General features: G+C 69.8%; 27 protein-coding genes. 15 read left to right on the top strand and 12 right to left on the bottom strand.

Annotated features, from left to right (window positions below; all coding sequences use genetic code 11):
* The first annotated feature begins 10 nt into the window (after positions 1-10).
* The 5 genes from gcvP to H8N03_RS26545 all read left to right on the top strand — a co-directional run bounded on the left by gcvP (position 11) and on the right by H8N03_RS26545 (position 5,241).
* On the top strand, positions 11-2,902 hold the full coding sequence (gene gcvP, locus H8N03_RS18395; RefSeq protein WP_187077661.1) for an aminomethyl-transferring glycine dehydrogenase: 2,892 nt from the start codon (positions 11-13) through the stop codon (positions 2,900-2,902).
* Between the two features lie 195 nt (positions 2,903-3,097).
* Entirely contained in the window at positions 3,098-3,841 is a 744-nt protein-coding gene (locus H8N03_RS18390; protein WP_187077774.1) for a sulfite exporter TauE/SafE family protein, read from the top strand.
* A gap of 68 nt (positions 3,842-3,909) precedes the next feature.
* Positions 3,910-4,353 carry an Hsp20/alpha crystallin family protein gene (locus H8N03_RS18385; RefSeq protein WP_354005144.1) on the top strand — a complete coding sequence of 148 codons (444 nt, stop codon included), beginning with the start codon at positions 3,910-3,912 and terminating at the stop codon, positions 4,351-4,353.
* A gap of 23 nt (positions 4,354-4,376) precedes the next feature.
* Positions 4,377-4,763 carry an Hsp20/alpha crystallin family protein gene (locus H8N03_RS18380; RefSeq protein ID WP_435531675.1) on the top strand — a complete coding sequence of 129 codons (387 nt, stop codon included), beginning with the start codon at positions 4,377-4,379 and terminating at the stop codon, positions 4,761-4,763.
* Between the two features lie 88 nt (positions 4,764-4,851).
* Positions 4,852-5,241 carry a response regulator gene (locus H8N03_RS26545; protein WP_187077659.1) on the top strand — a complete coding sequence of 130 codons (390 nt, stop codon included), beginning with the start codon at positions 4,852-4,854 and terminating at the stop codon, positions 5,239-5,241.
* Between the two features lie 164 nt (positions 5,242-5,405).
* Here H8N03_RS26545 and H8N03_RS18370 read toward each other — a convergent pair whose 3' ends face one another.
* From H8N03_RS18370 to H8N03_RS18340, 7 genes are all read right to left on the bottom strand, one after another.
* Positions 5,406-6,053, bottom strand: a complete 648-nt coding sequence (locus tag H8N03_RS18370; protein WP_187077658.1) for a DsbA family oxidoreductase — start codon at positions 6,051-6,053, stop codon at positions 5,406-5,408.
* A gap of 13 nt (positions 6,054-6,066) precedes the next feature.
* Positions 6,067-7,074 (bottom strand): SDR family oxidoreductase, encoded by a 1,008-nt coding sequence (locus H8N03_RS18365; RefSeq protein WP_187077657.1) that lies wholly within the window; start codon positions 7,072-7,074, stop codon positions 6,067-6,069.
* 101 nt (positions 7,075-7,175) lie between these two features.
* The gene (locus H8N03_RS18360) at positions 7,176-7,361 is read right to left on the bottom strand and encodes a DUF3606 domain-containing protein (RefSeq protein ID WP_187077656.1); all 186 of its coding nucleotides are present in this window, start codon (positions 7,359-7,361) and stop codon (positions 7,176-7,178) included.
* 65 nt (positions 7,362-7,426) lie between these two features.
* Positions 7,427-7,861 carry a hypothetical protein gene (locus H8N03_RS18355; protein ID WP_187077655.1) on the bottom strand — a complete coding sequence of 145 codons (435 nt, stop codon included), beginning with the start codon at positions 7,859-7,861 and terminating at the stop codon, positions 7,427-7,429.
* Positions 7,862-7,919: 58 nt separating this feature from the next.
* Positions 7,920-9,104 (bottom strand): MFS transporter, encoded by a 1,185-nt coding sequence (locus tag H8N03_RS18350; RefSeq protein WP_187077654.1) that lies wholly within the window; start codon positions 9,102-9,104, stop codon positions 7,920-7,922.
* Entirely contained in the window at positions 9,105-10,202 is a 1,098-nt protein-coding gene (gene aroC / locus H8N03_RS18345; protein ID WP_187077653.1) for a chorismate synthase, read from the bottom strand. It lies immediately after the preceding gene.
* A gap of 72 nt (positions 10,203-10,274) precedes the next feature.
* Positions 10,275-10,739 (bottom strand): CBS domain-containing protein, encoded by a 465-nt coding sequence (locus tag H8N03_RS18340; RefSeq protein ID WP_187077652.1) that lies wholly within the window; start codon positions 10,737-10,739, stop codon positions 10,275-10,277.
* A 94-nt stretch (positions 10,740-10,833) separates the two neighbouring features.
* On the opposite strand from H8N03_RS18340, the gene H8N03_RS18335 reads away from it, so the two are divergent.
* The 4 genes from H8N03_RS18335 to H8N03_RS18320 are packed head-to-tail and all read left to right on the top strand — an operon-like array spanning position 10,834 to position 15,800.
* Positions 10,834-12,129, top strand: coding sequence for an O-acetylhomoserine aminocarboxypropyltransferase (locus tag H8N03_RS18335; RefSeq protein WP_187077651.1), 1,296 nt, complete (start codon positions 10,834-10,836; stop codon positions 12,127-12,129).
* Position 12,130: 1 nt separating this feature from the next.
* A complete protein-coding gene (locus tag H8N03_RS18330) occupies positions 12,131-12,937 on the top strand; it encodes an alpha/beta fold hydrolase (protein ID WP_187077650.1) in 807 nt (268 codons plus the stop codon).
* 21 nt (positions 12,938-12,958) lie between these two features.
* Positions 12,959-14,191: a cytochrome P450 gene (locus H8N03_RS18325; protein ID WP_187077649.1), complete on the top strand. Its 1,233-nt coding sequence runs from the start codon at positions 12,959-12,961 to the stop codon at positions 14,189-14,191.
* A 46-nt stretch (positions 14,192-14,237) separates the two neighbouring features.
* Positions 14,238-15,800: a glycosyltransferase family 39 protein gene (locus tag H8N03_RS18320; RefSeq protein ID WP_187077648.1), complete on the top strand. Its 1,563-nt coding sequence runs from the start codon at positions 14,238-14,240 to the stop codon at positions 15,798-15,800.
* A gap of 62 nt (positions 15,801-15,862) precedes the next feature.
* Here H8N03_RS18320 and H8N03_RS18315 read toward each other — a convergent pair whose 3' ends face one another.
* Positions 15,863-17,065 (bottom strand): YihY family inner membrane protein, encoded by a 1,203-nt coding sequence (locus H8N03_RS18315; protein ID WP_187077647.1) that lies wholly within the window; start codon positions 17,063-17,065, stop codon positions 15,863-15,865.
* Between the two features lie 23 nt (positions 17,066-17,088).
* Here H8N03_RS18315 and H8N03_RS18310 point away from each other — a divergent pair, with 23 nt between their 5' ends.
* Together H8N03_RS18310 and H8N03_RS18305 are read left to right on the top strand one after the other, a co-directional pair.
* Positions 17,089-17,439 carry a DUF2069 domain-containing protein gene (locus H8N03_RS18310; RefSeq protein ID WP_187077646.1) on the top strand — a complete coding sequence of 117 codons (351 nt, stop codon included), beginning with the start codon at positions 17,089-17,091 and terminating at the stop codon, positions 17,437-17,439.
* Positions 17,436-18,851 (top strand): FAD-binding oxidoreductase, encoded by a 1,416-nt coding sequence (locus H8N03_RS18305; protein WP_187077645.1) that lies wholly within the window; start codon positions 17,436-17,438, stop codon positions 18,849-18,851. Before H8N03_RS18310 ends, H8N03_RS18305 begins: the two co-directional genes overlap by 4 nt.
* Positions 18,852-19,124: 273 nt before the next feature.
* Here H8N03_RS18305 and H8N03_RS18300 read toward each other — a convergent pair whose 3' ends face one another.
* Positions 19,125-19,553, bottom strand: a complete 429-nt coding sequence (locus H8N03_RS18300; RefSeq protein ID WP_187077644.1) for a hypothetical protein — start codon at positions 19,551-19,553, stop codon at positions 19,125-19,127.
* Positions 19,554-19,673: 120 nt separating this feature from the next.
* On the opposite strand from H8N03_RS18300, the gene H8N03_RS18295 reads away from it, so the two are divergent.
* From H8N03_RS18295 to H8N03_RS18280, 4 genes are all read left to right on the top strand, one after another.
* Positions 19,674-20,513: a thymidylate synthase gene (locus H8N03_RS18295; protein WP_187077643.1), complete on the top strand. Its 840-nt coding sequence runs from the start codon at positions 19,674-19,676 to the stop codon at positions 20,511-20,513.
* A 90-nt stretch (positions 20,514-20,603) separates the two neighbouring features.
* Entirely contained in the window at positions 20,604-20,816 is a 213-nt protein-coding gene (locus H8N03_RS18290) for a YgaP family membrane protein (RefSeq protein ID WP_187077642.1), read from the top strand.
* A 6-nt stretch (positions 20,817-20,822) separates the two neighbouring features.
* Positions 20,823-21,008 carry a hypothetical protein gene (locus H8N03_RS18285; protein WP_187077641.1) on the top strand — a complete coding sequence of 62 codons (186 nt, stop codon included), beginning with the start codon at positions 20,823-20,825 and terminating at the stop codon, positions 21,006-21,008.
* An 18-nt stretch (positions 21,009-21,026) separates the two neighbouring features.
* On the top strand, positions 21,027-21,509 hold the full coding sequence (locus H8N03_RS18280; protein WP_187077640.1) for a dihydrofolate reductase: 483 nt from the start codon (positions 21,027-21,029) through the stop codon (positions 21,507-21,509).
* Here H8N03_RS18280 and H8N03_RS18275 read toward each other — a convergent pair.
* Genes H8N03_RS18275 through H8N03_RS18265 form a run of 3 tightly spaced genes read right to left on the bottom strand, consistent with a single transcriptional unit; the run spans position 21,493 to position 23,638 of the window.
* A complete protein-coding gene (locus H8N03_RS18275) occupies positions 21,493-22,158 on the bottom strand; it encodes a TRAP transporter TatT component family protein (RefSeq protein ID WP_187077639.1) in 666 nt (221 codons plus the stop codon). The genes H8N03_RS18280 and H8N03_RS18275 overlap by 17 nt on opposite strands.
* The gene (locus tag H8N03_RS18270) at positions 22,155-22,964 is read right to left on the bottom strand and encodes an SDR family oxidoreductase (protein ID WP_187077638.1); all 810 of its coding nucleotides are present in this window, start codon (positions 22,962-22,964) and stop codon (positions 22,155-22,157) included. Before H8N03_RS18270 ends, H8N03_RS18275 begins: the two co-directional genes overlap by 4 nt.
* Complete coding sequence (locus H8N03_RS18265) at positions 22,961-23,638, bottom strand: iron-containing redox enzyme family protein (protein ID WP_187077772.1); 678 nt, start codon at positions 23,636-23,638, stop codon at positions 22,961-22,963. Before H8N03_RS18265 ends, H8N03_RS18270 begins: the two co-directional genes overlap by 4 nt.
* Positions 23,639-23,644 lie beyond the last annotated feature (6 nt).

The raw sequence follows: 23,644 nt of genomic DNA, 5'->3' as shown, positions 1-23,644 counted from the left end.
CGCCCCTTCCATGCTGATGCAATCCGCCCGGCCGCTCGGCGAGCTGGAAAACCCCAACGAGTTCATCCCCCGCCACATCGGCATCTCCGAGGCCGACGAGCGCCACATGCTGTCGGTCATCGGCGAGGCTTCGCGCCGCGCCCTGGTCGAAGGCATCGTGCCGCGCTCCATCGCGCGCACGCGCGGCATGCAGCTGCCGCCCGCCACCACGGAAGCCGCGGCGCTGGAGGAACTGCGTTCCATCGCGTCGCGCAACCAGGTCTTCCGCAGCTTCATCGGCCAGGGCTACCACGGCACCTTCACGCCGGGCGTCATCCTGCGCAACATCCTCGAGAACCCCGCCTGGTACACCGCGTACACGCCTTACCAGGCGGAGATCAGCCAGGGCCGCATGGAGGCGCTGGTGAACTTCCAGACGATGGTGTGCGACCTCACGGCCATGCCGATCGCGAACGCCTCCATGCTGGACGAGGCCACCGCCGCGGCCGAAGCGATGACGCTCGCGAAGCGCAGCGTGAAGAGCAGGAGCAACACGATCGTCGTCGCGGGCGACTGCCATCCGCAGGTGATCGAAGTCGTGCAGACGCGCGCCGAGCCCCTCGGGATCGAGGTGGTGCTCGCCAACTCCCACGAGGAGTGGAACGAGAAGCTCGCGGGCGACTACTTCGCGGTGCTCGCGCAGTACCCGTCCACCAGCGGCCGCATCGACGACCTGAAGGCGGACGTCGAACTGGCGCACACGAAGCAGGCCGCCTTCATCGTCGCCGCCGACCTGCTCGCGCTGACCCTGCTGGTCCCCCCCGGCGAGTTCGGCGCCGACATCGTCGTCGGCACCACGCAGCGCTTCGGCATGCCCATGGGTTGCGGCGGCCCGCACGCGGCCTACCTCGCCTGCCGCGACGAGTACAAGCGCTCCATGCCCGGCCGCCTGGTCGGCGTCAGCGTGGACGCGCATGGCAACCCCGCGTACCGCCTCGCGCTGCAGACGCGCGAGCAGCACATCCGCCGCGAGAAGGCGACGTCCAACATCTGCACGGCGCAGGTGCTGCCCGCGGTGGTCGCGAGCATGTACGCCGTGTACCACGGCCCGCAGGGCCTCAAGCGCATCGCACAGCGCGTCGCGAGCTACGCCGCGATCCTGGCCAAGGGCCTGGAGCAGCTCGGGCACAAGCCGCACCGCGGCAGCTTCTTCGACACGATCACGCTGAACACCGGCGAAGCCACGGACGCCCTCGTCGCCAAGGGCCATGCGCTGCACGTGAACCTGCGCAAGTCCTGGGAAGGCTTCATCAGCATCTCGCTGGACGAGACCACCACCCGCAACGACCTCAAGCTGCTCTGGTCGATCTTCGCCAGGCCGGGGCAGCCGGTGCCCGACTTCGCGCCCTTCGAGAAAGGCGTGGAGCCCGCGATCCCGCAGGAGTTGCGCCGCACCAGCGCCTTCCTCACGCACCCGGTGTTCAACACGCACCACAGCGAGACCGGCATGCTGCGCTACATCCGCAGCCTCTCGGACAAGGACCTCGCGCTCGATCGCACCATGATCCCGCTGGGCAGCTGCACGATGAAGCTGAACGCCACCAGCGAGATGATCCCCATCACCTGGCCCGAGTTCGCGCACGTGCACCCCTTCGCGCCGCGCGACCAGCTGCAAGGCTACGCGGAGCTGGACGAGCAGCTGCGCGCCTGGCTGTGCGAAGCCACGGGCTACGCGGGCATCAGCCTGCAGCCCAACGCGGGATCGCAGGGCGAGTACGCGGGCCTTCTCGCGATCAAGGCCTGGCACGCGAGCCGCGGCGAGGCGCACCGCAACGTTTGCCTGATCCCCTCCTCCGCCCACGGCACCAACCCGGCCAGCGCGCAGATGGCCGGCATGCAGGTGGTGGTGACCGCCTGCGACGACAACGGCAACGTCGACCTCGCCGACCTGAAGGCGAAGTGCGAGCAGCACGCGGACAAGCTGTCCTGCGTGATGATCACCTATCCGAGCACGCACGGCGTGTTCGAGGAGCAGGTGAAGGAGCTGTGCGCCATCGTGCACCGGCACGGCGGCCGCGTGTACGTGGACGGCGCGAACATGAACGCGCTGGTGGGCGTGGCGGCGCCGGGCGAGTTCGGCGGCGACGTGAGCCACCTGAACCTGCACAAGACCTTCTGCATCCCGCACGGCGGCGGCGGTCCCGGCGTGGGCCCCGTCTGCGTCGTCGAGGACCTCGTGCCCTTCCTGCCCGGACACAAGGCCGGCGGCCTGGCCACGCACCCGGTGGGCGCGGTGTCCGCGGCGCCCCTGGGCAATGCAGCCGTGCTTCCCATCAGCTGGATGTACTGCCGCATGATGGGCGCCGAAGGGCTGACGCAGGCGACCGAGGTCGCCATCCTCTCGGCCAACTACATCAGCGCGCGGCTGCGCGACCACTACCCCACGCTGTACGCCAGCGCCAACGGGCACGTCGCGCACGAGTGCATCCTGGACCTGCGGCCGCTGAAGGAAAGCTCCGGCGTCACGGCGGAAGACGTGGCCAAGCGCCTGATCGACTACGGCTTCCATGCGCCGACGCTGTCCTTCCCCGTCCCCGGCACGCTGATGGTGGAGCCCACCGAAAGCGAGACGCTGGAGGAGATCGACCGCTTCATCGCAGCCATGATCGCCATCCGCGAGGAGATCCGCCGCGTGGAAGCGGGCGAATGGTCGCAGGAGGACAACCCGCTGAAGAACGCGCCGCACACGGCCGCCGCGCTGATGCAGGGCGAGTGGACGCACGCGTACCCGCGCGAAGCGGGCGCCGCGGTGCTGGACGAGCGCCGCCACGCGAAGTACTGGCCGCCGGTGGGGCGGGTGGACAACGTGTACGGGGATCGCAACCTGTTCTGCAGCTGCGTGCCGATGTCGGCGTACGAGTGAAGCAAGCGATGTCCGCACTCCCGGTCTCGTAGGCTGGGTTTCGCGCCAGCGAACCCCAGCGCCCTCGCGCGGAACGGATCGCTGGGGTGCGCGTTCGCGCAACCCAGCCTACGAGGCACGGTTCGATCGCCGTCGAAGCGTTTGCAGCGTGTGCAGCTCCGCTGCGCACCATCCGCCGTGTTCCAATCGCTCGCGATGGAACTGATCCTCACCGTCGCCCTCGGCGCCGCCCTCGCCGGCTTCGTCCAGGGCCTCTCCGGTTTCGGGTTCGGGCTCACCGCCATGTCCATCTGGGCGTGGACGCTGGAGCCGAAGCTCGCCGCCTCGCTCTCCCTGTTCGGCGCCCTCGTCGGCCAGACGATCGCCGCCTTCACCGTGCGCCGCGGCTGGGACTGGAAGACGCTGCTGCCTTTCGTCCTCGGCGGCATCGCGGGCCTGCCCCTCGGCCTGTACCTGCTGCCCCGCCTCGACGTGCCGCTGTTCAAGGCCACGCTCGGCGTGATGCTGGTCGTCGTCTGCCCGCTGATGTTCTTCGCGCAGAAGCTCCCGCGCGTGCGGGGCGGCGCGGCGGGCGATGCGGTGGCGGGCGCGGCCGGCGGGATGATGGGCGGGCTCGGCGGCTTCACGGGCGTGGTGCCCACGCTGTGGTGCCAGGTGCGCGGCTTCGACCGCGACCGGCAACGCGCCGTCATCCAGAACTTCAACCTGTCCATGCAGGTGGTCACCTTCGGCAGCTACCTTGCCACGGGCATCCTGGAGCCGCGCATGCTGCCGCTGCTCGCCGTGGTGGCGCCGGCCGTGCTCGTGCCGGTGCTGCTCGGCGCCCGCGTCTACCTGGGGATCAGCGACGTCACCTTCCGCAAGGTGGTGCTCGGCCTGCTGTTCGCCAGCGGGATCGCGCTGCTCGCCTCGTCCGTTCCGGTGCTGCTGGCCCGCTGACCCCCTTGAAACCGCGGAAGGCGATCCCTAATTCGGGATCGCCCAGACGCGCTGAAAGGAGGAAAGACATGGGTCCCATGTTCCGTTCATCCGCGGACCTGTTCGCGGAACTCAACCGTATGCAGTCGATGCTCGACCAGGTGTTCCCCTCGGCGGGAACCGGCATCCGGTCGATGGCCGGCGCCAGCTTCCCCGCGATCAACGTGGGGACCACGCCGACGGCCGTCGAAGTGCAGGCCCTCGCCCCCGGGCTCGACCCGTCCCGGCTGGAGATCACCGTCGACCGCGGCCTGCTCGTGATCGCGGGCGAACGCAAGAGCGACCTCCCGCCGCAGGGCGAGCGCACGAGCGTGTACGCCAACGAGCGCTTCACCGGCCGCTTCCGCCGCGTGATCAGCCTGCCCGAGGACGCCGACGCCAGCCGCGTCGACGCGAGCTACCGTGACGGCGTGCTGCGCATCACGGTCGCCAAGCGCGAGTCGTCCCTGCCCCGCCGCATCGAAGTGAACTGATGGAGGACGCCATGACCAACGCCATGCAGACTTCTTCCGCCAACCGCCCCGCTGCCGCGAACGAGACCGTGCCGCAGCAACGCTACCTCGTCCCGCCCGTGGACGTCTTCGAGAACGAGCAATCGATCATGCTGCTGGCCGACCTGCCGGGCGTGGCGCGCGAGCAGCTCCACGTGCGCGTGGACGGCGACAACCTCGTGCTGGAGGCGACGGCCACCACGGCCGGCCCGGAGAACATGGAGCTCGTGTACGGCGAACAGCAGGTCGCCGCGTACCGCCGGCAGTTCACGCTGAGCCGAGAGCTCGACACCGCGCGGATCGAGGCGCAGCTGCGCGACGGCGTGCTGCGCCTGACGATCCCGAAGGCCGAGGAGGCCAGGCCGCGCCGCATCGAGGTGCAGGTGGGTTGAGGCCGCGACCGGCCGTCGTGCGATAGCCGGGGCGCGCCCTTGCGGGCACAATGGTCCGCAGCGGCACTGCCGCCGCGCAGGAGGCTCGTTGGCCCTGAAGGCATTCCTGGTCGAAGACCAGCCCGCGATCCGCGACAGCCTGGTGGAGGCTTTGCGGGAGATCACCGGCATCGAGCCCGCGGGCTGGGCCGCCAGCGAGAAGGCCGCGAAGGCCTGGTTGCACGACCCGGGCCACCACTGGGACATCGCGATCGTCGACCTGGTGCTGGAGCCCGGCGGCAGCGGCTTCGGCGTGCTGCAGGCGCTGCGCGACCGGTTGCCCACGCAGAAGGTGGTGGTGCTCACGGCGACGGCCAATCCGCAGGTGCGCAGGCACTGCGAGGCGATGGGCGCCGACGGGGTCTTCGACAAGGGGATGGAGACGGAGGCGCTGCTGGATTACTGCGTGAAGCTGGCGAGGGCTGCGGGGGGGCATTGAACTCCAACGCCCATCGGTGGGGTTCGTTTCACTCACCTGCCGCGGCTTCGCCGCGCCACCCTACAGGGGGCGGGGCCGTACCCCGCGCCGATTGCCCGGTCTTGTAGGGTGGGCCGGCGCCAGCCGGCGAAGGTGAGCGTCAGCGAACCCCACCGTTTCGGCAATCACTCCCCCGCAATCTGCCTTAACGCCTGCTCGAACACCTCCGGCGGCTGCCCGCCCTGGATCAGGTGCCGGTGGTTCACGATCACCGACGGCACGGCCTGGATGCCGAGTTGCTGGAAATGCCGCTCCGCCTCGCGCACCTCGTTCGCGTACCGGTCGCTCTCGAGGATCAGCTCCGCCTCCTTGCGATCCAGCCCCACGGAAGCCGCCACTTCGGCCAGCACCGCGTGATCCGACGGATTCTTCGCTTCCCCGTGGTACGCCTTCAGCAGCGCCATCTTCAGGTCGCGCTGCTGCCGCGCCCCCAGCTCGCCGGCCCACGCCAGCAGGCGATGCGCGTCGAAGGTGTTCCAGATGCGGCCGCGCCCTTCCCGGCGGAAGGTGAAGCCGACCTCCGCGCCGCGGTCGGCGATCGCGGCGCGGTTCTTCTCCTGCTGCTCGGGCGTGGCACCGTACTTCTGCTGGATGTGCTCGGCCACGTCCTGCCCCTCGGGTCCCATCTGCGGATTGAGCTCGAAGGGCTGGAAGCGCACGTCCACCGCCAGCTCGCCATCGAGCTTCTGCAGCGCACGTTCCAGGGAGGCGAGGCCGACGGCGCACCAGGGGCACGCGACGTCGGAGACGAAGTCGATGTGGAGGGCTTTCATGCCCCCCATTCTGTCAACTTCCCACCGACCCCGTGATCGGCAGGACGATGCCCGTGATGTAGCTGGCGCAGGCCGGCGAGGCCAGGAAGACGTAGGCCGGCGACAGTTCCTCCGGCTGCGCGGGGCGCTTGAAGTCGGTCTGCTTGCCGAACTCGACGATCTCGCTGCTGCTCTGGTCCGCGGGGTTCAGCGGCGTCCACACCGGGCCGGGCGCCACCGCGTTCACGCGGATGCCCTTCTCCAGCACCGCCGACGCCAGCGACATGGTGAACGCGTGGATCGCGCCCTTGGTCGCCGAGTAGTCCAGCAGCCTGGCGCTGCCCTTCAGCCCCGTCACCGAACCCGTGTTGATGATGGACGAGCCTTCCTTCAGGTGCGGCAGCGCGGCGCGCGCCATGCGCATGTAGCCGCCGATGTTGGTCATGAAGGTCTCTTCCATGCGCTCGTCCGTGATGTCCTCGAGCGAATGCGCATGCTCCTGGAAGGCGGCGTTGTTCACGAGGATGTCGAGCTTGCCGAACGCCTTGACGGTCTTCTCCACCGCTTCCTTGCAGAAGGCCGAGTCCTTGACGTCGCCCGCCATCAGGATGCACTTGCGGCCTTCCTTCTCGATGCAGCGCTTCGTCTCCTCCGCGTCCTCGTGCGAGGAGAGATAGACGATCGCGACATCCGCGCCTTCGCGCGCGTACAGCACGGCGACCGCGCGCCCGATGCCCGAGTCGCCGCCCGTGATGAGCGCCTTCATGCCGTCGAGCTTGCCGCTGCCCTTGTAGTCGGGCGCCATGAACTGCGGCTTGAGCTCCATGTCCGCTTCCTGCCCCGGCTTCTGCAGGTGCTGCGCGGGGATCTCGCTCGGATAGTTGCGCTTGCTGGTCTTCGGCGGGCCCTTGTCCTGGCCGCCGGAGCCCTCGGCGGGCTCCTTGCGATCCTGCTCGCGCTGGATTTCCCGCTGCTTCTCGGCGGTGGCTTCGTTGCTCTGGCTGCGCGCGTTGTCCCGCGCGCTCGGCTTGTTGTCGTCCATGGAGGCCTCCTGTGGCAAACCTCCATGGTGCGGCGGGTGGCGCGAGCGCCGCCGCGGACGCAGCCGGACGCCGCTGTCGGAACCGGCCTACGCCGGCACGGTCACTGCGCCTTGCCCTGCTTCTCGCGCAGGTAGCGCTCGACGTCCTCCACCTTGTGGCCGGCGTGGTGCACGGCCCTGCGCAGTTCGTCCATGCCCACGTCGAACACGCGGCACCAGAACTGCGTGTCGGTCTGGTTGGTGAGGTCGATGAGGCGTGTGCCGTCGGCGGTCTGGGTGTTGTTCATGGCGTGTCTCCTTGACCAGGTCCCCATGATGACGCGAAACGCCCGCGCCGTGCAGCAGGGGAGTCTCAGCCGCGGATGCTGTCGCGCAGCAGGCGGCGCCGCTCCGCCACCACCGCATAGGCCTGCCGCTCGAAGTGGTTCTCGCGGTAGGGGTTTCGGCCACGCAGGAGCTGCAGCAGGCTGGAGAGCAGGTACGCGGGGAGGAACAGCGGGCCCCAGCGCTCGTACTGCGCCACGTGCACGTGTTCGTGCAGGCGCAGCTGCGTCAGCGCCGAGCGGTCGACGGCGAGGATGACGTGGCCGAGCGTCATCGCGGAGAAGCCGAGGGAGGCCGGCAGCCGGGAGATCGCGCGCCCGATCCGGCCGCCGAAGATCTCGACCACGCCGTGGTACGGCCGCCAGCGCGCGCCGAACATCACGGCAATGCCGCCCAGCAGCAAGCCCAGCACCGTGTACGGTGCCGCCCAGGCGTAGCGCAGCCAGCGTCCTGCCTTGACCATGGGCGCGATTGTGGTCGGTTCGCGAGAATCCTGCTGGCAGGCCCCTCCCGACCCGGCGTCAGACGGGGGCGGCTGCCGCTTCCAGCTTGCGGACGCGCCTCGCGCACAGCAGGGCCAGCACGCCGAGGCCGGCCGCGGCCGCGAAGATGGCCGCGAAGCCCCAGCGCGCCGCGATCGCGCCGCCGGACAGCACGCCCAGCACGCCGCCGAAGCCGTAGCCCGTCACCGTGAAGAGCGCCTGGCCGCGGCCGCGCAGCCGGCCGGGGAAATGGCGGCTCACCATCGCGATGCAGGCCGTGTGGTGCGTCGCGAAGGTCAGCGCGTGCAGCACCTGCGCAAGGAACAGCGCGACCAGCCAGCCGCCCAGCCCCGCCGTGATCCCCATGCGCAGGACGGTCGCCACCGCGCACACGACCAGCCAGGCTTCCATGGGCAGGCGGCCGATCAGCCGGCCTTGCCCGTAGAACCAGGCGATCTCCACGATCACGGAGACCGCCCAGAGCGCGCCGATGGTGGCCTTGCTGTAGCCGAGCGCATCGAGGTAGAGCGACAGGAAGCCGTAGACGGCGAAGTGCGCCATCACGTGGAAGAACAGCGAGGCGAAGAACCAGCGCACCACCGGCTGGCGCAGCACGGGCGCGATCGGTTCGCGCTGCCGGTGTTCGTGGTGCGCGGCCTCCTTCACGTTGGGCAGCCACCAGGTGCACGCGAGCACGCCGGCGAGCGAGGCGGCGGTCCACGCCGGAAAGCTGCCCATGCCGTAGCGCTCGAACCAGGCGCCCGCCGCGAACACGGTGACCATGAAGCCGGCCGAGCCCCACAGGCGCACGCGCCCGTAGCGGCCCCAGTCGCCCGCGACGAGATGCGCCATCGCCGCCTCCGTGAGCGACATCATCGAGCTGGTGTGCGTGAAGAGCAGCAGCAGCACCAGCGCGATCCACCACGCACCGCCCGAGATCCAGAGCCCCGCCGATGCGCACAGCGCCACGAAGGCGCTGAAGCGCAGCAGCTTCACGCGCTCGCCCGTGTGGTCGCTCAGCGCGCCCCAGGCGTAGGGCGCGAACACGCGCGTGAACGACTGCACCGAGGCCAGCAGGCTGATGACCGTGATCGGCAGCCCCAGCGACTTGAGCCACAGGGGCAGGTAGGGGTTGAAGAAGCCGATGTGGGCGAAGTAGGTCGCCGACAGTGCCGCGAAGGGCACGAGCTGGCGCAGCCCCGCCGCGGGCGCGGGCCCGGCCATTCAGCGCACGGAAGCGGGGATGGGCGACAGCGGCACGGCGACGTCGGCGCACTGCGCGCGGTGGCGCAGCGCCAGGTCCATGACCACCAGCGCGAGCATGGCTTCGGCGATGGGCGTCGCGCGGATGCCGACGCACGGGTCGTGGCGGCCCTTGGTGATCACCTGGGTCGCGTTGCCGGCGACGTCGATGCTGTCGCGCGGCGTGAGGATGGAGCTGGTGGGCTTGATGGCGATGGAGACTTCCAGGTCCTGCCCGGTGCTGATGCCGCCGAGCACGCCACCCGCGTTGTTCGTCGCGAAGCCGTTCGGCGTGAGCGAGTCCCCGTGCACGGAGCCCCGCTGCACCACGCTGCCGAAGCCGGCGCCGATCTCCACGCCCTTCACCGCGTTGATGCCCATCATCGCGTAGGCGATCTCGGCATCGAGCTTGTCGAAGAGCGGCTGGCCCAGGCCCACCGGCATGCCGCTGGCGGTGACGCGGATGCGGGCGCCGCAGGAGTCGCCCGACTTGCGCAGGCGGTCCATGTAGGCCTCGAGTTCCGAGACGTCGGCGACCGGCGCGAAGAAGGGGTTGTCCGGAACGTGCTCCCAGCTCTCGAACGGGATCACGATCTCGCCGACCTGCTGCATGCAGCCGCGGAAGGTGGTGCCGTGCTTCTGCTGCAGCCACCTCTTGGCGACGGCGCCGGCCGCCACCATGGGCGCCGTCAGGCGGGCCGAGGAGCGGCCGCCGCCGCGCGGGTCGCGCAGGCCGTACTTCTCGAAGTAGGTGTAGTCGGCGTGGCCCGGCCGGAACTTCTGCGCGATCTCGGAGTAGTCCTTGCTGCGCTGGTCCGTGTTGCGGATCAGGAGGCAGATCGGCGTGCCGGTGGTGCGGCCTTCGTAGACGCCGGAGAGGATCTCCACCTTGTCCTCTTCCTGCCGCTGCGTCACGTGCCGGCTGGTGCCGGGGCGGCGGCGGTCGAGGTCCGGCTGGATGTCGGCTTCGGACAGCTCCATCCCCGGCGGGCACCCGTCGATCACGCACCCGATGGCCGGCCCATGCGACTCGCCGAAGTTGGTGACCGCGAACAGGGTGCCGAAGGTGTTGCCGCTCATAGGAGCGGGATTATCCCGTATTGCTCCCTCTCCCCTCTGGGGAGAGGGCGGGGGGGAGGGGCACGCGCCGGCTTACAGCGACGCCGTCGGCTGCGAATCTTCCGACGCCGGCCAGTCCCGGATGTAAGCCTTCAGCATCCGGTTCTCGAAGTTCTGGCTGTCCACCACCGCCTTGGCGACGTCGTAGAAGCTGATGACGCCCATCAGCATGCGCTTGTCCATCACGGGCATGTAGCGCGCATGGCGCTCCAGCATCATGCGGCGGACCTCGTCGAGTTCCGTCTCCATGGTGCAGGTGAGCGGGTGGTCGTCCATCGCCGTGCGCACGATGGTGTCGCCCACCACGTGCTTGTTGGCGACGATGCACTGGATCACCTCGCGGAAGGTGAGCATGCCCACCAGGTCGCCGTGTTCCATCACGACGAGCGAACCGATGTCCTTTTCCGCCATGGTGGAGATCGCCTGCGCGAGCGGCTCCCCGGGCGCGACGGTGTACAGGGTGTTGCCCTTCACGCGAAGGATGTCGCTGACTTTCATGGCTGGCTCCTTGGTCCGGCCGGATTTTCCCCCGGACGGGTCCAGGGGAATATAGCCCACAATCCCGGCCTGCACCACAGGAGGGAAGCACCCTATGCCCGGCTACGCCGACCCCGGATTCGACACCCTGGCCCTGCATGCCGGCGCCGCGCCCGACCCCGCCACCGGCGCCCGCGCGGTGCCCATCCACCTCAGCACCTCCTTCGTCTTCGAGTCCAGCGACCATGCCGCGGCGCTGTTCAACCTGGAGCGCTCGGGGCACGTCTATTCGCGCATCAGCAACCCCACCAATGCCGTGCTGGAGCAGCGCGTCGCGGCGCTGGAAGGCGGCATCGGCGCCATCGCCACGGCGAGCGGCCAGGCGGCGCTGCACCTCGCGATCGCCACGCTCATGGGCGCCGGCTCGCACATCGTGGCGAGCACGGCGCTGTACGGCGGCTCGCAGAACCTGCTGCACTACACGCTGCGCCGCTTCGGCATAGAGACCACCTTCGTCAAGCCCGGCGACATCGACGGCTGGCGCGCGGCGATCCGCCCGGACACGAAGCTCCTCTTCGGCGAGACGGTCGGCAACCCCGGGCTCGACGTGCTGGACATCCCCACCGTCTCCGCCCTCGCGCACGAGAACGGCCTGCCCTTGCTGGTGGATTCCACTTTCACCACCCCTTACCTGATGAAGCCCTTCGACCTGGGCGCGGACCTGGTCTACCACTCGGCGACCAAGTTCCTCTCGGGCCACGGCACCGTGATCGGCGGCGTGGTGGTGGACGGCGGCAGCTTCGACTGGGAGCGCTCCGGCCGCTTCGCCGAACTCACCGCGCCGTACGAAGGCTTCCACAACATGGTGTTTTCCGACGAGTCCACCGTGGGCGCCTTCCTGCTGCGCGCGCGCCGCGAGGGGCTGCGCGACTTCGGCGCCAGCATGAGCCCGCACACCGCCTGGCTCATCCTGCAGGGCATCGAGACGCTGCCGCTGCGCATGGAGCGGCACATGTCCAACACGCGCAAGGTGGTGGAGTTCCTCGCCTCGCACGCCTTCGTGGAGCGCGTGGGCCACCCGATGCTGGAGTCGCACCCCAGCCATGCGCTCGCGCAGAAGCTGCTGCCCAGGGGCGCGGGCTCGGTGTTCAGCTTCGACATGAAGGGCAGCCGGGAACAGGGCAAGCGCTTCATCGAGACCCTGAAGCTGTTCAGCCACCTGGCCAACGTGGGCGACTGCCGCTCGCTGGTGATCCATCCGGCGAGCACCACGCATTTCCGGATGACGGACGAGGCGCTGCGGAATGCGGGCATCGGGCCGGGCACCATCCGCCTTTCGATCGGGCTGGAGGACCCGGACGACCTCATCGACGACCTCAAGCGGGCCCTGCGGGCCGCGGAGAAGGCCTGACATGGAACTCACCGTCAACGGCGCGAAGACCTTCTGCTACACCGGCGGCAAGCCCTTCGATGCCGGCAAACCCACCGTCGTCTTCGTCCACGGCGTGCTCAACGACCACAGCGTGTGGATCCTGCAGACGCGCTACTTCGCCCATCATGGCTGGAACGTGCTGGCGCCCGACCTGCCCGGCCACTGCAAGAGCGAGGGCGAGCCGCCGCGCAGCGTGGAGGAAGCGGCGGACTTCGTGCTGGACCTGCTCGATGCCGCCAAGGTGGAGAAGGCCGTGCTCGTGGGCCACAGCTTCGGCGCGCTCACGGTGCTGGAGGCGGCCGCCCGCGCGCCGGAACGCATCACGCACCTGGCGCTCGTGGGCGTCGCCTTCCCGATGAAGGTCTCGCCGGCGTTGCTGGAGAACTCGCAACACCAGCCCATGAAGGCGATCGACATGGTCAACGTCTTCTCGCATTCGCTCATGGCACCGCCGCCGTCGGCGCTCGGCCCCGGGACATGGCTCTACGGCGGCTCCCGCGCGCTGATGAAGCGGGTGCTGGCGAGCAACACCAAGGTGAACGTCTTCCACCGCGGCTTCGCGGCCTGCGACGGCTATGCGGGCGGTGAAGCGGCCATGGCGAAAGTGCAGTGCCCCGTGCTGTTCCTGCTGGGACGCAACGACGCGATGACGCCGCCCAAGGCGGCCGCCTCCCTGCAGGCGAAGGCGCGCGACGCGAAGACGGTGGTCGTCGACGGCGGCCACCAGATGATGACCGAGGCACCGGACGCCACGCTGTTCGCGCTGCGGGACTTCCTCCAGGGCTAGCCCGTGCAGGTCACGCCACCCATGTCGCCCGAGCGCGCCCGCGAGATCGCGGCCTCGTTCGACCTGCGCGCGCTGCCGGCGGACTTCTACGCCAATCCCTATCCGGTGTACGCCGCCCTGCGCGAGCAGGAGCCCGTGCGCCGCATGCCGGACGGCTCCTGGTTCCTCACGCGCCATGCGGACCTCGTGGCGGTGTACCGCGACGCGCACTGCTTCAGCTCCGACAAGAAGGTGGAGTTCACGCCCAAGTACGGTCCGGGAGCCCCGCTGCTGGAGCACCACACCACCAGCCTCGTCTTCAACGACCCGCCGCTGCACACGCGCGTGCGCAAGCTGATCATGGGTGCGCTGACGCGGCGTGCCATCGCGGAGATGGAGCCCGGGCTCGTGGCGCTGGTGGACCGCCTGCTCGACGCCATGGCGGACAAAGGCGGAGGTGACCTCATCGAGGACTTCGCTTCCGCCATCCCGGTGGAGATCATCGGCAACCTCCTCGGCGTGCCGCACGGCGACCGCGGCCCGCTGCGCGGCTGGTCGCTCGCGATCCTGGGCGCGCTGGAGCCCAGGCTCACGCCGCAGCAGGAGGAACTGGGCAACCGCAGCGTGCGCGAGTTCGTCGATTACCTGCGCATCCTGGTCGCCGACCGGCGACGGCACCCCGGCGACCCGGAGCACGACGTGCTCACGCGCCTGATCCAGGGCGAGGCGGCGGGCGAGCAGCTCTCGGAGACCGAGCTGCTGCAGAACTGCATCTTCATCCTCAACGCCGGCCACGAGACCACGACCAACCTGATCGGCAACGCGCTCTGCGCGCTGGCGGAATGGCCGCAGGAGAAGGCGAAGCTGCTCGCCGCCACCGGCGACGAAGCGGCCATGACGCTCGCGGTCGACGAGTTCCTGCGCTTCGAGTCTTCGAACCAGCTGGGGAACCGTCGCGCGCTGCACGCGTGCGAGGTGGGCGGCGTCGCGCTGCCCGAAGGCGCGCTCGTCACCCTGTGCATAGGCGCGGCGAACCGCGACCCGGCGCAGTTCGCGCGCCCCGACGTGCTGGACCTGGGACGGCAGGACAACCGCCATCTCGCCTTCGGGTTCGGCATCCACCAGTGCGCGGGCCTGAGCCTGGCGCGGCTGGAGGGCCGCATCGCCATCGGACGGTTCCTGTCGCGGTTTCCCAACTACGCATTGACCGAGGCCCCTACCCGCGGGGGCCGCGCGCGTTTTCGCGGCTTCCTGCAGGCGCCATTTTCCTGCTGATCAGTACACTGGCCGGACCGCCCGCTCCCGGGTTTCGCGGCCGCCCATGAAACATTCGCTCCGCCTCGCGCTGCTGTTCCTCGCCTGCTGTATCGGCGGCTTCCTGTGGATGAACCGCACGATCGTCCTGTACGACGAAGGCATCGTGCTGACCGGCGCCATGCGCGTGCTCGCGGGCGACCTCCTCCACCGCGACTTCTACGCCAACTACGGGCCGGGCCAGTTCTATGCGCTGGCGGCGCTGTTCCAGGTCTTCGGCCAGAGCGTGCTGGTGGAGCGCTGGTGGGACATCGTGGTGCGCGCCGGCATCGTGGTGCTGGTGTACCAGCTGCTCGCTCCACGCGTGCGCCCGGTGGCCGCGTGGACGGCGGTGGCGGTGAGCGCCGCGTGGCTGTGGAGCGTGGGTTCGCCCTCGTATCCTCCTTACCCGGCCCTGCTCTTCTCGCTGGCCGCCACGCTCCTGATGGCGCGGGCCCTGGAGTCGGGATCGACGAAGGCGGCGGCAGGGGCCGGCGTGTGCGTCGCGGCCGCCGCGCTGTTCCGCTACGACATCGGCTTCTTCGCGCTGTGCGCGCTCGTCGCGGGCACGGTGGCCGCCCGCTGGCAACCGGGATCCCGCACGGTGCCCGTCGCGGAGCTCAAGGCCCTGGTCCTTCCCGCCGGCGGCATCGTCGCTGCCCTCCTGCTGGTGTACGCGGTGACCGGCGCGTTGCCCGATTTCCTGCACGACGTCGTGTTCTTCCCGGCGGACAACTACGCGCGGACGCGCGGGCTGCCCTTCCCGTCGCCGGGCATCTGGTTCCAGGGCGCTTCGCTCGCGCTCCTGGGGATCTACCTTCCGCTCGCCGCGTGCGCGGCCGGTGCGTGGGCGCTCTGGGCGCAGGGGCGCAACGGCGTCGCGGAGGAGGACACGCCTGCGCGCCTGCTGGCCTTCCTGCTCATCCCGCTCACGGCCATCTTCTACCTGAAGGGCGTCGTGCGCGTCAGCCTGGACCACATGCAGCTGTCGCTGCTGCCCTCCGTGGCGCTGCTGGCCGTCACGTGGCACCTGGTGCGGGCACGCGTGCCCCGCATCGCGGTGGCCGCGCTGTGCACCGTCAACGTCGTCGTGGCCGCCGTGTCCCTGCTGAACCACGAATCCGCCAACGACGTGATGGGCCGGGAAGTGGCGCGTGCGGGCCTGGGCGCGCTGGCCGCGGACATGCAGCACCTCGAGCCGGAGCGTCGTGCCGCGGTGCGCTACGTCGCGGAACACCTGCAGCCCGGCGAGCGCCTCTTCGTCGGGGTGACGGGGCACGACCGCATCTTCATCAACGACGTGTCGGCCTATTTCCTCACTGGCCGCCTGCCGGCGACCAAGTGGCACCACTTCGACCCGGGCCTGCAGAACCGCGCCTTCATCCAGGCCTCGATGATCAAGGAACTGCAGAAGCAGTCGCCGAAACTGGTGTGGGTGGAGTCCACCTTCGACGGGGTGGTGGAGCCGAACGACAGCGCCAGGAGCTCCGGCGTCCGCATGCTGGACAACTACCTGCTGTGGGCCTACGAGCCCGTGGAGCAGTTCGGGACGATCCTGATCATGAAGCGGAAGGCCGCGCCCGGGTCCTGACCCGCTTTTGCGCCCATCGGTGGGGTTCGCTTCGCTCACCTGCCCGGCGTCCGCCGGCCACCCTACAGGACGTCCGCCAGATACAGCGAAGACAAGCGTCCCGTCTGCCACAGCTTGGACGTCGCCTCGCTCGCCGGCAGCAGCAGGTGGCGCATCAGCGGCTCCAGCGCCGTGGACTGCGCGTCAGCGAGCATCACGTAGCGCGTGGCGATGGCGTCGTCCACCTCGTTGAGGCGGCCCACCCAGTCCAGTTGCACCAGCGTCTGCAGCACGGGCTCGAGCTGCAGCAGGTCCACCTCCATCACGGCACCGAGCTCGGCGGCGGTCAGGCCCCGGCGCGCCGTGGCCCTCGCCTTCTGCAGGTGCTGCATCACTTCCAGCGCGAGCTGGAACTGCCAGCCGTGCGTGCCGGGCCTGCGGCGCGGGCCGGCGAGCAGGCTGGGGAGGTAGGCAGCGATCACGGCACCGAACAGCACGACCAGCCAGGCGATGTAGATCCAGACCAGCAGGATGGGCACCGTCGCGAAGGCGCCGTACACCATCGAATAGGTCGGCACCGTGCCGATGTACCAGGCGAGCACGCGCTTGGCGAGCTCGATGCCCACGGCGGCGAACACGCCACCCGCCATGGCGTGCGCGCGCTTGACGGGCGTGTTCGGCACGTAGCGGTACAAGGCCGTGTAGGCGGCCGCCAGCGCGATGAACTCGATCGCCGTGAGCACGAAGGTGACCAGGTTCGGCAGCTCCCGCACCACGCCGCGGCTCGCCGAAGCCAGGTAGGAGGTCAGGCCCAGGCTCGCGGCCAGCAGCACCGGCCCGAGCGTGATCACAGCCCAGTAGATCAGCACGCGCTGGCCGAAGGGCCGCGGCCGGCGCACGCGCCAGATGTTGTTCAGGGTGCGGTCGATCGTGAGCACGAGCGCGATGGCGCTCACCACCAGCGCCGCGAAGCCCAGCCCGCCCAGGCGGCTCGCCTTCCCCGCGAACTGCGTCAGGTAACCCAGCACCTGGCGCGAGATCGCATCGGGCACCAGGCTCTGCACCAGCCAGGACTGCAGGTTGGCCTGCATCTTCCCGAACATGGGGAAGGCGGTGAACACCGCCAGCGCCACGGTGAAGAAGGGCACCAGCGCGATGGTGGTGGTGAAGGTCAGGCTGCTCGCGGAGAGGCCGAGGCGATCCTCGCGGAAACGCTCGCGCAGCGTCTGCAGCGTCGGCAGCCACGGGAAGCGCGCGAGGTCGGCCAGCAGCTGTTGCACCTTCATCGGCCGGTATCATGCCATTCCCCATGCAGAGCACTGAAGTCGCAGTTCCCCCGGCCGTCGAGGCCACCCGCTGGGTCGCCGTGGCCAGCGTGCTGGGGCTGATCGTGCTGTCGCTGGCCTGGGAGCTGTGGCTCCCCGCGCGGCCCAGCCTCTGGGTGGTGAAGGTGCTGCCCTTGTGCGTGCCCGTCACCGGCCTGCTGAAGCGGCGCATGTACACCTACCGCTGGGTGAGCCTGCTGGTGTGGCCCTACTTCATGGAAGGCGTGGTGCGCTTCAATGAAGGCTGGCCCGCCACGGCGGAAATCGCCCTGTCCCTGATCCTTTTCGCCGCTTGCGCCCTGCACGTGCGCCTGCGCCTGCGGAGCTTGAAATGAACGAAGAATTCCTGAACCGCCTGCGCGCCGCCGTCGGCGCCGCGAACGTGCTCACCGACGGCGACCTGAGCGCCTGGGAACAGGACTGGCGCAAGCGCACGCGCGGCAAGGCCCTGGCCGTCGTGCGGCCCGGGTCGACGGAGGAAGTGGCCGCCGTCGTGCGCGCGTGCGCCGAGAGCGGCACGCCCCTCGTGCCGCAAGGCGGCAACACCGGCCTCGTCGTCGGCGGCGTGCCGGACGAATCCGGGCGCGAGATCGTCCTGAGCCTCACGCGCCTGAACAAGGTGCGCGGCATCGATCCCGCCAACCTCACGATGACCGTCGACGCCGGCTGCGTGCTGCAGAACCTGCAGCAGGCGGCGGAGCAGGCCGGGCTGCTCTTTCCGCTCAGCCTCGCGGCCGAAGGCAGTTGCACGATTGGCGGCAACCTGGCGACGAACGCCGGGGGCACGCAGGTGCTGCGCTACGGGAACACGCGCGAGCTGTGCCTGGGCCTGGAAGTCGTGACGGCGCAAGGCGAGGTCTGGAGCGGCCTGTCGGGCCTGCGCAAGGACAACACCGGCTACGACCTGCGCGACCTCTTCATCGGCAGCGAAGGCACGCTGGGCGTGATCACCGGCGCCACGATGAAGCTGTACCCGCTGCCCGCCGCGACGCTGACCGCCTGGGCCGCCGTGCCGTCGCTGGAAGCGGCGGTGAAGCTGCTCGGACTCGCGCAGAAGCACCTGGGCGCCGGGCTCACCGGTTTCGAGGTGATGGGACAGTTTGCGCTGGCGCTGGTGGACAAGCACTACCCGCAGCTGCGCGTGCCGCTGTTCCGCGAGTTCCCCTACTGCGTGCTGCTGGAGAACTCCGACACGGAGTCGGAGGAGCATGCGCGCGGCGCCTTCGAGCGCCTGCTGGAGACCGCGCTGGAAGACGGCTGCGTGGCCGACGCCGTGGTCGCCGAGAACATCGCGCAGGCGCACGGCCTGTGGCACATCCGCGAGTCCATCCCCCTCGCCCAGGCCGAGGAAGGCCTGAACATCAAGCACGACATCTCGCTGCCCGTGTCGCGCATCCCGACGTACTGCGCCGAGACCGATGCGCTGCTGCAGAAGGAGATCCCCGGCGTGCGGCTGGTGAATTTCGGCCACCTCGGCGACGGCAACCTGCACTACAACGTGCAGGCGCCGGAGGGCGGGGACATGAAGGCCTTCCTGCGCGAGCACGAGGAGCGCGTGAACACGCTGGTCTACGACCAGGTGAAGCGCTTCGACGGCTCCATCTCCGCGGAGCACGGCATCGGCGGGCTGAAGGTCGGCAAGCTGCCGGAGTACAAGTCGAAGGTGGCGATCGGGATGATGCAGGCGCTGAAGAAGGCGCTGGACCCGAAGGACATCCTGAACCCGGGCCGGGTGGTGCCGCGCTGACGCGGGTCGCTGGGGTGCGCTCTCGCGCAACCCACCCTACGAGGTGCGGCGCGGGTGGTCCCGCGCTGACGCGGGTCGCTGGGGTGCGCTCTCGCGCAACCCACCCTACGAGGTGCGGCGCGGGTGGTCCCGCGCTGACGCGGGTCGCTGGGGTGCGCTCTCGCGCAACCCAGCCTACGAGGTGCGGCGCGGGCACGTAGGCTGGGTTTCGCGAACGCGAACCCCAGCTACCTCTGCCTCGCTCCTGCCGCAGCAAGCCGGTCGCCGCGGCACTTACTTCAGCAACTGCGGGTTCCTCCGCAGCAGCTCGATGTTGGCGCGCGTCTCCGCCGGATACGTCGCCATCAGCTTCGCAGCTTCCTTCTGGTCGGCCTTCGGGTCCATCGTGAGCATCACGAACAGGCCGGCTTCCATCATCGCGAAACTCGCGTGCGCGAACTCCTTGCTGCTCAGGCCGTGCTTCGCCAGGATCGGCTTCGCCTCGGGCACCGAGTCCACGAACTTCGCGAACCTGGCGGCGTCCATGTTCTCGTCCGCCTTGTTGTCCTCGTACTTCTTGCCGACCTTCTTCTCGATCTCCTTGCTGGCGGACTGCACCTTCTGGATCGTGGCCACGCTGAGCGCATAGCGGGTGAAGTCCTCCGCGACGGCGGGCGCGGCGAGGCCCAGGGCAAGGACGATGACGACGAGGAAGCGGCTCATGGAATGTTTCTCATTGCTGGAAAGCGGCGGATTCTGGCAGCGGCGCTCGCGCCTGCCCATCGCCCGGAAGCAGGAAATCCGCCACGGTCGTGAGATTTGCCCGCGCGCGATAATGGCCCCATGACGTCGCCCCGCCCCGTCCGATCGCAGTACGAAGACTTCATGCGCCATGTCTACACGCATGGCACGCCCAAGACCGACCGCACCGGCACCGGCACGCGCAGCGTCTTCGGCTACCAGATGCGCTTCGACCTCAACGAGGGCTTTCCCCTCGTCACGACGAAGAAGGTGCACCTGAAGTCCATCATCCACGAGCTGCTGTGGTTCCTGGAAGGCTCCAGCGACAACAACAAGCTGCGCGAGCGCGGCGTGACGATCTGGGACGAGTGGGCGCGCGAAGGCGGCGACCTCGGGCCGATCTACGGCGTGCAGTGGCGCAGCTGGCCGACGCCGGACGGCGGCCACATCGACCAGATCGCGGAAGCGATCAGGGCGATCAGGACGAACCCCGATTCGCGCCGCATCATCGTGAGCGCCTGGAACGTCGCGGACATCCCGAAGATGGCGCTGGCGCCCTGCCACGCGTTCTTCCAGTTCTACGTGGCCCCGGGTCAGGGCCCGGGGCAGGCTCCCGGCAAGCTGTCCTGCCAGCTGTACCAGCGCAGCGCGGACATCTTCCTCGGCGTTCCCTTCAACATCGCCAGCTACGCCCTCCTCACGCACATGATCGCGCAGCAGTGCGACCTGGGCGTCGGCGACTTCGTGTGGACGGGCGGCGACTGCCACATCTACAGCAACCACCACGAGCAGGTGGAGCTGCAGCTGTCGCGCGAACCCTTCCCGTATCCCACGCTGAACATCAAGCGCAAGCCCGAGTCCATCTTCGACTACGCGTTCGAGGACTTCGAGGTGCTGGACTACCAGTGCCACGCGGCGATCAAGGCGCCGGTCGCGGTCTGAGGCCGCGCCTCGCGCCCAGTTGACGCAGCGCAAGGCGACGGCGAGGCCGGGGCCTATCCTGCCGGTGAGTCCCACCCCAGGAGAAACTCCATGGCCCGTCCCATTTTCCAGGCCAATGTCGGCACCGTCGACCGCGCCGTGCGCGTTCTCGTCGGCGTCGTCCTGCTGCTGCTCGTCGCCTTCCAGGTGATCGGCCTGTGGGGGCTGGTCGGCATCGTGCCGCTCGCGACGGGGCTGCTCGGCTACTGCCCGCTGTACCGCGTGCTGGGCATCAATACCTGCGGGATGCGCAAGGCGACGTAGCCACGCATGCCGGGGTGCGCCTGCGGCGCAACCCAGCCTACGGGCCCCGCGGCGCAACGTAGGCTGGGTTTCGCGAAGCGAACCCCAGCACTCCTGGTCGCGCAAGGCGCGGACCAGCTGGCGAAGCAGATCCAGGCCGACCAGGCGGTGTACAGCCGCATCATCGCGCAGGAGAAGATCACGGTGCTGTGAGGCTGCGACAATCGCGGCATGAAACTGGGCCTGATCTACGCGCGCGCGCGCAACGGCGTCATCGGCAAGGACGGCGTGCTGCCCTGGCACCTGCCAGAGGACCTGGCGCACTTCAAGCGCACGACGCTGGGTGCGCCCGTCATCATGGGCCGCAGGACCTGGGAGTCGCTGCCGCCGCGCTTCCGCCCGCTGCCGGGGCGGCGCAACGTCGTCGTCACGCGCGACGCGCAATGGCATGCGCCGGGCGCGGAACGCGCGGGCTCGCTCGACGAAGCGCTCGCGCTCGTGGCCGATGCGGCGACGGTGTGGGTCACCGGGGGCGCGGAGATCTTCCGCCTGTCGATTCCGCGCGCGGACATCGCGGTGGTGACCGAGATCGACGCCGACTTCGCCGGCGACGTGCACGCGCCGGAGCTCGGACCCGGCTGGCGCGAGACCGCGCGCGAGCGCCACGTGAGCGCGGGCGGCCTCGCCTACAGCTTCGTCACTTACGAGCGTTGACCGAGGCGCTGGCCTTCTCGAGCAGCGCGCGCGCTTCCTCGCGCCGGCCCTGGTCCGCGAGCTGGCGGCCCGGCCGCGGCGGCGCCTGCATGGCCTTCTCCAGGTAAGCCACGGCCTCCTCGGGTTTCCTGCTCTCCACGAGGTACTCGCCGTAGAAGAAGTTCGGGTCGATCCCCCGCGGGTTGATCGCCAGCGCCTTCTGCAGCAGCTCGCGGGCCTTGGCCTTGTCGCCGAAGCCCACGGGCCAGCCCGGCACCTTGTAGTACAGGACGCCCAGGCTGTTGTACGCCGAGCCTTCCAGTGCGTTGCCGTCGATCTGGATCGCCTGCTCGTACAGTGCCTTCGCCTGCTTCACGAGTGACAGCGCGCCGAGGCCGCCCTTCTCTCCCGCGAGCGAGCTCACGATGATGCCCTCCCATACCAGCGGCTCGGCGCGACCTGCGTAGTCGCCGCTCACCTGGTGCGCCTTGGTGGCAAGGGTCTCGAAGCGTTTCTCGCGTTCGGCGGCGGGCGCCTGGTAGCGGATCACCTCCCACTCGTGCTGCAGCTGGGTGACGGCGTCTTCGACGGCGCCGGCATGGGCGAGCGGGAGGGCGCACGCGGCCGCAGCGGCGAGCAGCACGCGGCGCGAGAGTGTGAAGCGATTCATGGTTCGGTCCTTTCCTGCAGGGACGGGAGGTCGGCGAGGCTCTTGCCGTGGCGGCGGAAGCTGCCGTCCATGGCGGCGGGCGCGATGCCGTTCAAGCGCACGCCCAGGCGTTCGGGGAAGCCGAGGAAGCGTTCGGCCTGCTCCTCCTCGAGCAGGCGAACGAGCGCCGCACCGACGATGTCGACGTCGTCCATCGCCGTGCCGGTCGCTCGGTTGTAGGCCTCGACGTCGGCGTTGTTGAACGCGGTGCGCGTGCTGCGCGGGCCGAGGTACTGCACCAGCACGCCCGTGTGCGCGAGTTCGCGGCGCAGCCCTTCGGCGAAGCCGCGCAGCCCGAACTTGGTGGCGCTGTAGACGCTGAAGCCGGGCAGCGCCAGCGCGCCCAGCACCGAGCCGACGTAGATCACCTGCGCGGCCGGCAGGCGCTGCAGGTGCGGCAGCAGCGCGCGGGTGAGCAGCATCGGTGCGACGAGGTTCGCCTGCACCACGGACGCGATGTGCTCGGGCGTCTCGCCCGCGAGCGGCCCGAAGGCGGGCACGCCCGCGGCGTGCACGACCACGTTGCAGCGCCAGCTGGCCGCTTCCGCCGCGAGCTGCTGCACCTGCTGCGGGTTGCAGAGGTCCGCCGCGGCCCACGTCGGGATGTCGCCGCCCGAGCGCAGCGCGTTCGCCTGGTCCACCAGCGCCTCGGGCGAGCGCGCCGAAAGCATCACGCGGGCGCCTGCCGCCCGCAAGGCGCGGGCCGCTGCCTTGCCGATGCCGCCGGTGGCGCCCGTCAGCAGGACGCGTGCGTCCTTCGCCCTCATGCCGCGAGCTCCTGCACCTGCACCTGCGGCAGCGGCAGGCTGCGGAACACGTCGCCGTAGAGCCGGTAGAACACGCGGGCGGCGTGGATGATCGCCTGCTGGTCGACGGGATCCTCGATGCGGTCCATGAGCAGCTCGAAGTGCGCCGTGTGCTCGCGGTCCAGCGTCCCGTGCGAGCGCAGGTAGCTGAAGGCCGCGTCGGGCAGGCCGAGCACCTGCTGGATGCGGTCGGCGGCGAGCAGCGCGAGGCTGACGCTCGTGCCTTCGAGCACGTGCACCATGCCGAAGAAGCCCAGCGGGTTGCGGCGCGCGATCGTGTCGTAGGCGTAGGCCACCATCACTTCGGTGGCGATGCCGGGCGGGCCGTCGCGCACGGCGCCGGCGTCGGCGCCGCAGGCGCGCAGGTCTTCGAGGATCCACGCGTCGTGGCCCTGCTCCTCCTGGATGTACTCGTCGAGGGGCTCGCGCAGCCACGCATGGCGCGGCGACAGCGCGCCACGGCAGGCCCGCAGCAGCGGCACGGTGTGGCTGACGTGGTGGTAGGCCTCGGTGAGGAAGGCCACGTAGCTGGGCACGGACACCTCGCCGCGCAGGCAGCCCTGGATGATGGGCGCCGAGAGCAGCCCCTGGCGCGCGGCCTCGGTCTCGCGGACCAGGCGGTGGAAGAAGGACATCGTGTT

This window comes from Ramlibacter cellulosilyticus (genome assembly GCF_014297465.1).
Taxonomy (GTDB): domain Bacteria; phylum Pseudomonadota; class Gammaproteobacteria; order Burkholderiales; family Burkholderiaceae_C; genus Ramlibacter; species Ramlibacter cellulosilyticus.
Note: the sequence above shows the minus strand (reverse complement) of the source record. Positions and strands in the feature narration are given on the sequence as shown.